We start from the raw sequence: 12,765 nt of genomic DNA on the forward strand, positions 1-12,765 counted from the left end.
TCGCACCTGACCCGGGCAAAGGCTTGGGTCAGGCCGATTTCTTGGCGTGCTCTTCAGCCAGTTCCAGCAGCGCGGTTTCCAGATCCTTTTCCAGCGCCTGCGAACGCTCGATGTATTTCCTGTTTTCGGCGATTGGCATTCCGGGGACCCAAAGCTCGGCCAGATCGCGCACTGCCTTCCTGTCATGGTTGTAAAACGTCTGCTCGGCCTGGGCTGCTTCGTATTCACTCAGTCCGATATTCTCCAGAACATAGCGACCTGCGCGCAGCGAACTGTCGAACATTTCCCGCACGATGTCATTGGCACCCGCCTGATACAACTCGTACACATGGGTCCGGTCGCGGGCGCGTGCGATGATGTGAAGGTCAGGACGCTGCCGTCTGGCATAGCTGACAAGCCGCGTGACTTGCTTGTGATCGTCCATAACGGCGACAAGAACGGATGCTTTGTCCAATCCCGCCGCGCGCAGCAGTTCCGGCCGAGTGGGATCGCCCAGAAAGCCTTTGACGCCAAATCGGCGCATCAGCTGAATGGTTTCAATATTGTGGTCCAGAACGACTGTCTTGAAACCGCTGGCCCGCACCAGCCGGTTGACGATCTGACCAAAGCGACCAATGCCGGCGATGATGACCGGGCCCTTTTCGTCAATCACGTCAGGTTCAGGGCTGGCCGCGGAATCGCCAATCTTCCGCGACAACGCATCGTAGACGATGAAAAGAAGAGGCGTGATTAACATCGTCAGAGCAACGATCATTAGCAGTTTCTGCGACAGGTCGGGCGGAATGACATTCTGTTTCGTCGAAAATGCCAGCAGGACAAAACCGAACTCACCAGCCTGCGCCAACCCAAGGGTGAACAACCAGTGATCACGCCCCCGCAGTTTGAAAGCCTTGCCCACCAGATAAAGGATGATCCCCTTGGCAAGTATCACAAGCAGCGCCAGTCCAATCAGGTCCAGCGGGTCGTTGAAGAAATATCCAAAGTCTATTCCGGCCCCGACCGTGATGAAAAACAGCCCCAGAAACAACCCTTTGAACGGTTCAAGGTCACTTTCCATTTCATGTCTAAATTCAGAACTGGCCAAAACAACACCTGCCAGGAACGCGCCCAAGGCAGGTGACAGGCCGACCAGTGTCATCAGAAACGAAATGCCCACGACGATCATCAGCGCCAGTGCGGTGTACATCTCGCGCAGACGGGTTGCGTGGATGAAGCGAAACAACGGTCTTGTCAGGTAGACACCGGCCAGAATGACAAACACCACCGCGCCGATTGTGACAAGGGTAACGGCCCAGCCCGGCAGCCCTTCGACCAGCGACAAACTGTGATCGCCTGCGCCATGTGATCCTCCAGCCCCCCGGTCAATCGATCCATCTGCTTGGAAACGCGGCATGGCGGGCAGCGCCAGCAGTGGCAACAAAGCCAGAATTGGGATCACCGCGATGTCCTGCGTCAACAGAACCGAAAATGTCGCGCGGCCGCCGTTTGTCTGCATCAGGCCTTTTTCTGACAGGGTTTGAAGAACGATCGCAGTCGAGGAAAGCGAAAGGGTCAACCCCACCGCTAGGGCAACCGACCATGGATGGTTGGCGTACATAGCCACGGCAGCAATCGCGACTGTCGACAGCAACACCTGCAAACCGCCCAGACCCAATAGCTTGTCGCGCATATCCCATAAGGCGCGTGGCTCCAATTCCAGACCAATGAGAAACAGCATCATCACCACGCCAAATTCGGCCACATGCTGAAGATTTTCGGTTTCCGCTCCGACTAACCCCAGTACGGGTCCGATTATGATCCCGGCTGCAAGATAGCCCAGCACAGATCCCAACCCCAGTCTGGCAGACAGGGGAACGGCAATGACTGCCGCTGCCAGATAGATCGAAGCCTGGTATAGAAAGTCGTCCATGTGTGTCCTCGGAACCTTTTCAGGTGGGAAGGGGGGCGTCGCGTTTAAGTTGATCCATTACAATCTGGCTCTGTACTCGTGCAACGGCAGGATGCGGCAGGATCACCTGATGTAGCAAGCTGTTGAGGGCGGACAGGTCGTCACAGTAGATGTGCAGCAGATAGTCTGCCTCACCCGTCATCGTCCATGCGCTGGTAATCTCGGAGCGGGTGTCGACCATGCGGGCAAAGCTTGCGGATTGCTCGGGGCCATGGGTGCCCAGATGCACCTGAACGAACCCCTGCACCTGCAGGCCCAGTTTCAGCGGGTCCAGCCGGGCAGCGTACCCGGTGATGTACCCTTCGACTTCAAGCCGCTGTCGGCGGCGTCCCGCTTGGCTGGGCGACAGGTTCAGCATTTCACCCAGTTGATGGGCCGTCAGATGCGCGTCTTTTTGCAGCGCGGAAAGCAGTCGCTTGTCGGTTGCATCCAGCATGTGCGGAAAAATCCTGGTTTTATTAACTTATATGCGCGTTTTGCGCGTCATCTTGCAGTTTATACGAAAACAATGCGCAGAAACAGCGTCAGAAAAGTCGTATTTTTGAATCAGCAAAGAAATTCCTGTTTTCGTAGGAGACGCGCCATGGGTCCTTTCCCGCACAATGCCCCGAAATCCGTGATCAGCGAAGAAAACCCTGCCGGTACAGATGGGTTTGAATTCGTCGAATTCGCCCATCCAGAACCGCAGGAGTTGCGTGACCTGTTCGCAAAGATGGGGTTTGATCTGGTGGCCCGCCACAAGGAAGATCCTGCCGTCGAGCTATGGCAGCAAGGGGATGTGACGTATATCCTGAATGCTGACCCGGACAGTTTTGCGGCTAAGTTCGTGGCCGAACATGGGCCCTGTGCGCCGTCGATGGGCTGGCGGGTCGTGGACGCGCAAAAAGCGTACGAACATGCCGTGTCAAAAGGTGCGGAACCTTACGACCACGCTGACAAAACCATGAATGTGCCTGCGATCAAGGGTATTGGCGGGTCGCTGATCTATTTCATTGATCAGTACTACGACACATCGCCCTATAATCAGGAATTCAACTGGATCAAGGAATCCAAACCTCGGGGCGAGGGGTTCTTCTATCTCGATCACCTGACGCACAATGTCTACAAGGGCAACATGGACAAGTGGTTCAAGTTCTATGGCGACCTGTTCAACTTCTGTGAAATTCGTTTCTTTGACATTCAGGGAAAATTCACCGGCCTTTACAGCCGTGCGCTGACATCACCCTGCGGGCGCATCCGTATTCCGATCAACGAGGACCGCGGCGAGACCGGGCAGATCGTGTCTTACCTGAAGAAATACAAAGGTGAAGGCATTCAGCATATCGCGGTTGGTAGCGATGACATCTATGCCTCGACCGATGCCATTGCTGAAAACGGCCTGAAGTTCATGCCGGGTCCGAATGAAGCTTATTACGAGATGTCCAGGACCCGCGTGGTCGGTCATGAAGAGCCGCTGGACCGGATGATGAAACACGGCATCCTGATTGACGGTGAAGGTGTCGTTGACGGGGGCGAGACGCGCATCCTATTGCAGATCTTCTCGAAAACGGTGATTGGCCCGATCTTCTTCGAGTTCATTCAGCGCAAGGGTGATGATGGTTTCGGCGAAGGGAACTTCCAGGCGCTGTTTGAATCCATCGAGCGCGAACAGATCGAAAGCGGCGAGATTTCCGCGGCTTGATCCAAATGAACCAATAAGTCGGGGGCGGTTCTGCTGCCTCTGACGTGCCTGTCTACAGGTGATCGGTCACGGCTTTGAGCGCCTATGTCAGCTGCGCGGCATCGCCAGGGTCACGTTGCGACCTTTCTTTTGATAACGCAGTTCACTGTCACTGATAGCAATGACCTTGCCGCCGTCAATACTGTCCCCAACTTTCAGTTTTTTGTAGCGCCCGCTGGGAAGCCGGACCAAGGCGCGACGGTTTGCGGGTGTGCCGTAAACGCCGATCAGATTTAAGCGACGCAAGTTGATCGCGTTATCGAGCGTGGCCTGCCGGGCAACAGACGCAGTTGTGGGAATCTTGGGGGCGACAGATTTCGCCTGAAACGATCCGGATTCGTCAGAGCTCTGGTCCAGCGCGGCCGTTGATCCAAGATTGGAGTTACCAGAAGCGGGTGCCTTTGCAGTGTCCAGACCCGCCGGGCGCACCCTGGGGCGCGGGACACGGACAACGGCCAACGCGGTTGGCGTCTCGTCGACTTCCGTGCGCGCTTGCAGACTGTCTGGGCGTGCTTTTGGTCGCTTGGCCGAAAGCTCTGCCAGCGACCGCCCCCCCAACTGCCCGCGTTCGAAGCTCTCGACCAGATCTGCGGGGCGAGGTTTGGGGCGAAGACCGGCCAGTCTTTCGTCGACCTCGTCAAGTACGGGTTCATCCTCGAAACGCACTGGCGTTGCTGGCGGAACCTTTGACGGTCGGCCTTGATAAACGACAATCCCATCCGGGTTCAGCGTTCCTTCCGGTGTAGGTGCCACAAGCCCGCGATCATCCAGATTGAACCGCGCTCCTGCTATGCCATGTTGCACGTCCCGAACGAAGGGTTCGTCGGTATCGAAACTGGAAGCCGGGGGCAGGGCAACCGCATCGCTGGACAGGTCGGATTTGTCGATCGATGTCAGATACAACTCGTCCGGCTCCGGGGCTTCCGGCACGTCCAAAGCGGCCGGGGGCGTTACATTCACACCGGAGGCGGCGCTGATATCCTCGTCTGCCTCGGGGTCCTGAGCGATGGGGTCAACCAGAGTAGGGGCCACCTTGAGCGCCTCAAGGATTGCCGCGTCGGTAGGGGTGAGCTCTGGTTGTTCTACGGCTTCGGCCTCGGCCTCGGCAGGTTCTGGCGTGGGGGGCACATCCCTGTCCAGTGGAGCCTCAGGCGGCAAATTTTCAGGGGGGGTGATTGCCGCAACTTCGGGCACTATCGGTGGCAGGGCGCCGATATCCGGCTCGGAAACACCTATCTCGGTTGGAGTTGGGCTCAGTGCGACCTGATCTGTTTCTCCACCGCTGTCCAAGGCCAGCCAAACGCCGAAAACGCCGCCAAGAAGAACCGCCGCGGCAAATGCCGGGATCGCAATGCGCGGTGCCTGCGCTTTCGTATTCGCAAACTTATTGTCAGGTGTTTCGGGGGTCAGAAACACGTTTGGTGCGGCTGTGCCTGCAATGGGATGCGCTGGTTTCCCGGCGGATTTTGCCGGTTCGGGCTGGTCTGTGTTTTTTGCCGACAGCGGGGGCTCTGTTGGTCGGGTTTCCGATGCGCCCGAACGCTCTGCGAACAATGCTTCTCGGGGGAATGCGTCTGCGTCTTCTTCGGCGCAAAATAAAACCGGCACGAAACCATGGTCCGAGGCAAAGGCCCGAGCCTCGCTCAGCGTTTCTTGCGCAACAGCCGCAACATAGGTGGTGCCGCCTTCGGTTTGATAGTCGTAGCTAAGTTCGGACAAAACGTAAGGCGTTGCGTCAGCAAGTGCGCTCTCAATGCGTTCCACTGTGTCTTGGGGGGGTAAGTCATCGGTTGCAACCTGAAGGTATCGAACCTGTTCGGAAGGCAAAACAAGCTTGCAGCTCAGGTCGTTTTCCAGCGCAAAGGCGTTTTCCCGCAAAACCTGCATCTGACCGGACAGGTCCGGCGAATCCAAAGGAATCGAGCCGACAACGAACCATTCGTCATCCGAGTGATGATACAATGATATTCCGGTCGCAGAAAAAGACAGCGCAAAGGCAGGTTTCATAATCCGCAGGAACCATAATTATCAACGTCGATGCAAACACCTTGGCGTTCGCAGACCGACATTAAAGCAGGAACTTGCCGAGGGAAAGAAAAAGGCAAACTCTCCTCTTGTATGGCAATGCATCGCCGACCCATCTTTAATGCAAGCAAATCGGAGTGATAACATTGAAGACATTCGCTTTTCTGGCCGCGATGATGGCCGCAACGACCGCTGGACTTGCCCATGCGGAAGAACGTCGCATCACCGTTGACGCAACCGGAACCATCGAGGTTGCTCCCGATATGGCGACGATCACATTGGGTGTAACAAATGAAAATGCCGAGGCTTCGGCAGCGATGCAGGCCACCTCGGACGCAGTTGAGAAGGTTCTTGCGCGCCTGACCGGGATGGGGATTGAAGACCGCGATATTCAGACCCGCGATCTGTCGCTTTCCCCTGTTTGGTCCGGGCGGCACGGGCAGAATGGGGAAACACCGGAAATTTCGGGGTTCGCAGCCTCGAACCGCGTGTTTGTGCGTGTGCGTGATCTGTCCAAGCTTGGAAGCATCATGGATGCGGTCATTCAGGATGGCGCCAACGATTTTGGTGGATTGAGCTTTGGGGTGCAGGATACCAAACCAATCGAAGCCCAAGCGCGCGCGCAAGCTGTCGGCGAAGCTATGGCCAAGGCCGAGCAGCTGGCACAGGCGGCGGGTGTAACCCTTGGCGCGGTGCAAACGATTTCGGAACAAACGGGGGGCGTGCGCCCGATGCCCGAGATGCGCATGATGAGCATGGCTGACGCAGGGGGTGTTCCTGTCGCAGGTGGTGAGGTTTCGGTGTCTGTCAGCGTCTCGATGGTGTTCGAGATCTCGGAATGAGTTCAACCTGTCGCGCGGGCCGTCAGCGGTTTTCGTTGCTGGCCCGAAGCGTCGAAATTGTCGGGTGACAACCAGGCCTCGAAAGCATCACGGATGCGTGGCCATTCGGTATCTATGATTGAATACCAGGCAGTGTCGCGGTTGCGCCCTTTGTAGTGGGTTGCTTGGCGAAACACGCCTTCGAAGGTAAACCCAAGCCGCTCTGCCGCACTGCGCGACGGACCATTCAGCGCGTCGCATTTCCATTCGTAACGCCGGTAACCCAGTTCATCGAACACGCGCCGCATCATCAGATACATGACTTCGGTTGATTGCGGCTTGCGCTGAAGCAGGGGTGAAAAGTGGATATGCCCGACCTCAATCGCTCCGGCGGCGGGTGCTATCCTGAGGTATGAAGCCATGCCCAATGGTATGTCATCACCGTCCAGAACAGTATGGAACATCGGGTCCGCATCCATGCAGTTGGCGCGCGCCCAGTCTTCGAACTCAGACTCGCCAGCAAACGGGCCGTAAGGCAGGTACGTCCAGTTGCGGCCATCCGTGTCCTTTGCAAACGCCCGGAACAGTCCGGGCGCATGCCTGTTCACATCAAGGGGCACGACAGAACAATACCGGCCCACCATCGGCGTATTGGGTGGCGTCGGGCGTGGAAAGTCACCCGAAACCGGTAAACCGATAGGCTGGCCAAGGTTGTTTGTGTCGTGCTGGGTCATGGTCAGGCGGTTGCTTTGGCCAGGGCTTGATCAAGGTCGGCAATCAGATCGTTCACGTCCTCGATCCCGATGGACACGCGCACCACGCCCGGACCTGCGCCTGCGGCTTCCTGCTGTTCCGGGGTCAACTGACGGTGCGTGGTGGATGCCGAGTGAATGATCAGCGAGCGCGCGTCGCCCAGATTGGCTACGTGGCTGAAGATTTCCAGCGCATTGACCAGCTTGATACAGGCGTCATAGCCGCCCTTCACTGCAAAGGTGAACAATGCGCCTGCACCACGTGGATACTGAGCCTTCACCCGATCCTGATAGGGTGAAGAGGGCAACCCGGCATAGGTGACGTAGTCCACGCGATCATCCGCTTCCAGCCAGGCCGCGATTTTTTGCGCGTTTTCAACATGACGCTCCATCCGCAGCGATAGGGTTTCGATCCCCATCAGCGTGTAGTGGGCTGCTTGCGGGTTCATGGTCATGCCCAGATCACGCAGACCGATGGCGATGCCATGGAAGGTGAAGGCCAGCGGGCCAAAGGTCTCGTGGAACTTCAGTCCATGATAGGCCGGTTCGGGTTGGCTGAGCGAGGGGAACTTGTCATTTGCCGACCAGTCGAACTTGCCCGAATCCACGATGCAACCGCCGGTGACCGTACCGTTGCCGGTCAGGTACTTGGTGGTTGAATGCACGACCAGGGTCGCGCCGTGATCGATCGGGCGGCACAGGTAGGGCGTGGCCGAGGTGTTGTCGACGATCAGCGGAATGCCCGCTGCATCAGCCGCGTCCGCCAGCGCGCGGATATCCGTCACATAGCCGCCGGGATTGGCGATGGACTCGCAGAAAATCGCACGGGTATTCTCATCGATTGCGCCCTTCACCGCGTCCAGATCATCGGTGTCGACAAACTTGGCGGACCAGCCAAAACGTTTGATCGTCTGGCTGAACTGCGTGACCGTGCCGCCATACAGACGGGTCGAGGCGACCACGTTGCAACCCGGACCCATCAGCGGGAACAGCGCCATGATCTGGGCCGCGTGCCCGGACGAGCAGCAAACAGCACCAACGCCACCTTCAAGTGTCGCCACGCGTTCCTGAAGAACGGCCACAGTTGGATTGGTCAGGCGGGAATAGATAAAGCCTACCTCTTGCAGGTTGAACAGGGCCGCTGCGTGATCTGCATCGCGAAACACATAGGCTGTGGTTTGATAAATGGGTGTCTGGCGCGCTCCGGTCGCCGGGTCGGGGCGGGCGCCCGCGTGAATTTGCAACGTGTCGAAACCGTAGGTGGGGCCGTCAGACATCTTGAAATCTCCTGTTGGAATTTGTCTTGCGAAATCTGTAGGCCATTGCCCGCCTGCGCACAACGATCCTGTCAGCGCAGCCAGAGGCCCTTGCTTTTGATCGTGTTGCGGATGGCCTGTTCGCGTCGTGGCAGATGATCCCGGTCAAACAGGGCGCGGACTTTTGCGCCTTTCCCCTGCAGAACCATCTTTTTCAGTGGCTCATATTGCTTGAGAACCTTCTTGACCTTGTTTGGAGCGACGACGGTTTCCAAGACCTCAATCACATGGTTGCTTTCACGGGCGTACAGCAAGGGAAACAGGCGATAGTGGCAACTGACGGACCCGTCCAGCAAACCGGGGGGCAAAACATCACGACCACCGCCGAACGAGTGAATGACAAGGGGCAGGGCGGCCTGGTCCAGCCAGGGGTCAAGGCTTTGGCCCGTCAACTCCGGAATGTTTTCGTCGCGGATTGTTCTGGCGTAGTCCAGAAAACGCTCACCAAACTTCCGCGGGCATTTGTAGAAGTAATAGCCTGCATTGAAATACAGGTACCGCCGCCAGTGGTCATGGGGTTGATCGGTGTCCAGCGAGCTTTCGAAATCCAACCCGAACCGGGCGTAAAGCGCGCGCCAGATACCGTCAAAGCCGGGGCCATACAGCGTTGGTTTGGGCCATGTCCCTTCAACCTTCAGTGATGCGCTGGGGCGGTCGAAGTCAAAAGGTACAGATGTGATCTCGCCAGTGATCAGCGTGTCGGTGTCAAAGAACACAAAGGGCTCATCTTCCGGCAGAGCCATCAGCGCTTCGATCTTGTTGCCGTAGGGATAGCTTTCACCGAATACATGCGAGTCGAAGGGCAGAATTTCGGCATCCAGTTGTTTCAGGGCTTTCAGAACTTCTTCGTCCTGAATGCGTGGGTCCTGTTTCCAGCGTGGCCCCGGATTGGGCGTGGCGACAAACAGTTTGCCCTCGAATTGCGGTGAAGAATGGCGCAGTGAAGCCGCAAACAACAGGGCTTCGTATTGCAGGCGGTTGTTTTGACCGACGACCGCGATGTTGAATTTCTGTGACGTTGCCTGCATCTATGCCCGTTTCCCGACAGGTGTTTGACCGTGCACCTTGAAGTTCGGATTACAGCAAGCGGCCCAAGGCGTCAAAAGCGGATAATTTGAAATTTCATCACGCGATCCCATTTCTTTCAGGGGTCGCTTCAGAAAGGGATACACATGCGGATCAATGCGGATTTCACCAAACGGGTCGCAGTACACTTTGACGAAAGTGAATGGGTCGCTTCTCCCGCAGCAGGGGTCGAGCGCAAAATGCTGGACCGGATTGGTGATGAGGTGGCCCGCGCAACAACCATTGTCCGCTTTGCGCCCGGCAGCACCTTTTCCGCCCATACCCATGACGGCGGCGAGGAATATCTGGTGCTGGACGGTGTATTTCAGGACGAGACCGGAGATTTTCCCGTCGGCAGCTATGTGCGCAATCCACCGACGTCCTCGCACACTCCGTCTGCAGCGGAAGGCGCGACCATTCTGGTCAAGCTGCACCAGTTTGACCCGCAAGACCGTACCGAGGTGCGCCGCTCGATAAATGGCGATTCTGACGTACAACTGTTCAAAGATGATCATGAGGACGTTTTTGTGCGGACATGGGCGGCGGGGGACGTGGTCGAACTGGACGCGCGCGACGGACTGGAAGTGTTTGTCATAAGCGGCAGTTTCTCTGAATCGGGGGAGGAATTTTCGACATGGGACTGGTTGCGCTTGCCGCCCGGAACGCACTCGCGGGCCGTTGCAGGGCCTGACGGCGCCCGGGTTTGGACCAAGTCCCACCATCTTGGCGAAATGGTCTGAAAGCTTTTCGGCCCTGAAATTAACCAAAATGCCAATGAATCCGGGTTCTACGGCCCGGATTTTCAATTTTTTGACCATTTGGCAAATTTTACCAATTGATAAAAAATTTATTTGTGGCAAGCTGAGGTCATAACAAACATATCTACAGGGAGTAGAGTGATGGCACAGGGCCAGATGGCACCCGGCATCGTCGCCGGGCGGCTTTCAAGCGATCAGCTGACCTCGAATTTCACCGATCTGCATCCGCCATTGGCCCCGCATGAGGCCGCAGTTGCAGCAGACCGTTGTTATTTCTGCTATGACGCACCTTGCGTGACAGCGTGTCCGACAGACATCGATATTCCGCTATTCATCCGTCAGATTCAGGCCGGACAGCCGCAGGCAGCCGGGCGAACGATTTTTCAGCAGAACATTTTGGGTGGAATGTGCGCCCGTGTCTGTCCGACGGAAACACTGTGCGAAGAGGCCTGTGTTCGTGAGGCGGCCGAAGGTAAGCCGGTCGAGATCGGACGGCTACAGCGCTTTGCGACGGATGATCTTATGTCTGCGGGCGCGCATCCGTTTGAACGTGCGGCATTAACTGGGAAGACGGTTGCTGTCGTGGGGGCAGGGCCTGCTGGTCTGGCCTGCGCGCATCGCCTTGCCATGCTGGGCCATGACGTGGTGATCCACGAAGGCAAACCCAAACCGGGCGGTCTGAATGAATACGGGATTGCCGCCTATAAATCGACCAACAACTTTGCGCAGGCCGAGATCGACTGGCTGCTGAAAATCGGTGGTATCTCGATTGAAACCGGGTCGGTTCTGGGTGAAAGCATCTCACTGGATGGTCTGGTCGAAAACTACGACGCGGTGTTCCTGTCCATCGGACTTGCCGGGGTCAATGCCCTGCGCGCGGATGGTGTTGACAAGGACGGGGTGTGGGATGCCGTCGATTTCATCTCGGACGTCCGGCAAGCTGGTGATCTTGCACAGCTTCCTGTCGGGCGGAACGTCGTCGTTATTGGCGGAGGCATGACTGCCGTGGATGCGGCGGTAAAGTCCAAATTGTTAGGTGCCGAGAATGTCACCATTGCCTATCGCCGGGGCCGCGACGCCATGGGTGCCAGCCGGTACGAACAGGATCTGGCAGCCTCGCACGGGGTTCAGATTCTGACCAACGTGCAGCCGGTGGCAGTACACGGCAATGGAGCCGCCACCGAGATTGAGCTGGAGTATACCTCAAGCCAGAACGGCCAACTCACCGGAACCGGTGAGACGGTCCGGCTGCGGGCGGACCAGGTTCTCAAAGCCATCGGTCAGACGCTGGAAGGTGCGCCGGAAGGGCTGAAGCTGGACGGCAACAAGATCGCTGTCAGCGGTGCGGGACGCACTTCTGTGGCCGGAGTCTGGGCAGGCGGAGATTGCGCGGCGGGGGGCGAGGACCTGACCGTAACGGCTGTTGCCGAAGGCCGGGATGCAGCGATGGACATCCACGCGACGCTGGTTTCGTGATAGGATGGGGTATTCACCCCATTCCTTTCGCTGCTGAGGTATTCCTATGTCCCAGATCGAACAAGCCGTAGCGCAACATTACACCACCGGAGCACTGACCGACCGCGTCCGCGCGGCGCTTGAGGCCAGCGGTATCGATCCGGATGCGGCCACGGTCGCAGACCTGAAAGCAGGGGACGAGTTCCACACGGGTGGCGTTCTGGCGACCAACAACCTGTTTGCGCAGTTGTCGCCGACCCATGCGACCCGTGTTCTGGATGTCGGATGCGGTATCGGCGGGACCTCTCGCTATGTCGTGGATCGCTATGACTCGACAGTAACAGGCGTCGATCTGACACCGGAATTCGTTGAAACCGCCAAGGTGCTCAGCGATATGGTCGGGCATTCCTCGAAAACCAGCTTTCATGTGGGCAGCGCATTGGACATGCCGGTGCCGGATGCTGGGTTCGACCTGGCCGTCATGATGCATGTGGGCATGAACATAAAGGACAAGGCCGGGCTGTTCGCCGAAGTGTCGCGGGCGCTGGCCAAGGGCGGTACTTTTGCCCTGTTCGATGTGATGGCCGGAGACGTGGACGAGCCGCTGGCTTTCCCTCTGCCGTGGTCCACTGTTGCCGAAACCTCGTTCGTGGATGCGCCGGATGTTTACAAGTCTGCGGCAAGCGCCGCGGGTTTTGAACTGGTGAAAGAAACGGATCGCACCGAATTCGCGATACAGTTCTTCGAGGACGTCTTTGCAAAGATTGCCGAATCCGGCCCGGCACCGATGGGCATTCATCTGATGATGGGCGAGACGGCACCCGAAAAGTTCCAGAACTATGTCAAAAACCTCAAGGCCGGGCGCATACGTCCGACCGAAATGATATTCAAAAAATCCGGCTGAG

At 57.4% G+C, this 12,765-nt stretch carries 11 protein-coding genes; 5 read left to right on the plus strand and 6 right to left on the minus strand.

Annotated elements, in window-relative coordinates:
• Window positions 1-28: 28 nt before the first annotated feature.
• Both ACR0M9_RS00120 and ACR0M9_RS00125 read right to left on the minus strand, forming a co-directional pair.
• Entirely contained in the window at window positions 29-1,909 is a 1,881-nt protein-coding gene (locus ACR0M9_RS00120; protein ID WP_480772585.1) for a monovalent cation:proton antiporter-2 (CPA2) family protein, read from the minus strand.
• A 19-nt stretch (window positions 1,910-1,928) separates the two neighbouring features.
• Window positions 1,929-2,384: an Lrp/AsnC family transcriptional regulator gene (locus ACR0M9_RS00125; RefSeq protein WP_480565199.1), complete on the minus strand. Its 456-nt coding sequence runs from the start codon at window positions 2,382-2,384 to the stop codon at window positions 1,929-1,931.
• A gap of 147 nt (window positions 2,385-2,531) precedes the next feature.
• Here ACR0M9_RS00125 and hppD point away from each other — a divergent pair, with 147 nt between their 5' ends.
• Window positions 2,532-3,629: a 4-hydroxyphenylpyruvate dioxygenase gene (hppD, locus tag ACR0M9_RS00130; protein WP_480565196.1), complete on the plus strand. Its 1,098-nt coding sequence runs from the start codon at window positions 2,532-2,534 to the stop codon at window positions 3,627-3,629.
• 87 nt (window positions 3,630-3,716) lie between these two features.
• Here the strand turns inward: hppD and ACR0M9_RS00135 are convergent, their stop codons facing one another.
• Window positions 3,717-5,675, minus strand: coding sequence for a hypothetical protein (locus tag ACR0M9_RS00135; protein ID WP_480772586.1), 1,959 nt, complete (start codon window positions 5,673-5,675; stop codon window positions 3,717-3,719).
• A 155-nt stretch (window positions 5,676-5,830) separates the two neighbouring features.
• Here ACR0M9_RS00135 and ACR0M9_RS00140 point away from each other — a divergent pair, with 155 nt between their 5' ends.
• Complete coding sequence (locus ACR0M9_RS00140; protein ID WP_480772587.1) at window positions 5,831-6,535, plus strand: SIMPL domain-containing protein; 705 nt, start codon at window positions 5,831-5,833, stop codon at window positions 6,533-6,535.
• A gap of 2 nt (window positions 6,536-6,537) precedes the next feature.
• On the opposite strand, the gene ACR0M9_RS00145 is transcribed toward ACR0M9_RS00140, so the two are convergent.
• From ACR0M9_RS00145 to ACR0M9_RS00155, 3 genes are all read right to left on the minus strand, one after another.
• Window positions 6,538-7,248, minus strand: coding sequence for a GNAT family N-acetyltransferase (locus ACR0M9_RS00145; protein ID WP_480505537.1), 711 nt, complete (start codon window positions 7,246-7,248; stop codon window positions 6,538-6,540).
• A gap of 2 nt (window positions 7,249-7,250) precedes the next feature.
• Window positions 7,251-8,543, minus strand: coding sequence for an O-acetylhomoserine aminocarboxypropyltransferase/cysteine synthase family protein (locus ACR0M9_RS00150; RefSeq protein WP_480583751.1), 1,293 nt, complete (start codon window positions 8,541-8,543; stop codon window positions 7,251-7,253).
• Window positions 8,544-8,614: 71 nt separating this feature from the next.
• Window positions 8,615-9,610, minus strand: a complete 996-nt coding sequence (locus tag ACR0M9_RS00155; RefSeq protein WP_480772588.1) for a hypothetical protein — start codon at window positions 9,608-9,610, stop codon at window positions 8,615-8,617.
• A 144-nt stretch (window positions 9,611-9,754) separates the two neighbouring features.
• Between ACR0M9_RS00155 and ACR0M9_RS00160 the strand changes: the two genes are divergently transcribed.
• The 3 genes from ACR0M9_RS00160 (at window position 9,755) to ACR0M9_RS00170 (ending at window position 12,764) form a co-directional block, all read left to right on the plus strand.
• Window positions 9,755-10,387 (plus strand): cupin domain-containing protein, encoded by a 633-nt coding sequence (locus ACR0M9_RS00160; protein WP_480772589.1) that lies wholly within the window; start codon window positions 9,755-9,757, stop codon window positions 10,385-10,387.
• Between the two features lie 159 nt (window positions 10,388-10,546).
• Window positions 10,547-11,881, plus strand: coding sequence for an NAD(P)-dependent oxidoreductase (locus ACR0M9_RS00165; protein ID WP_480772590.1), 1,335 nt, complete (start codon window positions 10,547-10,549; stop codon window positions 11,879-11,881).
• A 46-nt stretch (window positions 11,882-11,927) separates the two neighbouring features.
• Window positions 11,928-12,764 (plus strand): class I SAM-dependent methyltransferase, encoded by an 837-nt coding sequence (locus tag ACR0M9_RS00170; RefSeq protein ID WP_480485926.1) that lies wholly within the window; start codon window positions 11,928-11,930, stop codon window positions 12,762-12,764.
• Window position 12,765: the final 1 nt, after the last annotated feature.

The sequence above is a fragment of the Ruegeria sp. CH2 genome (genome assembly GCF_056537065.1).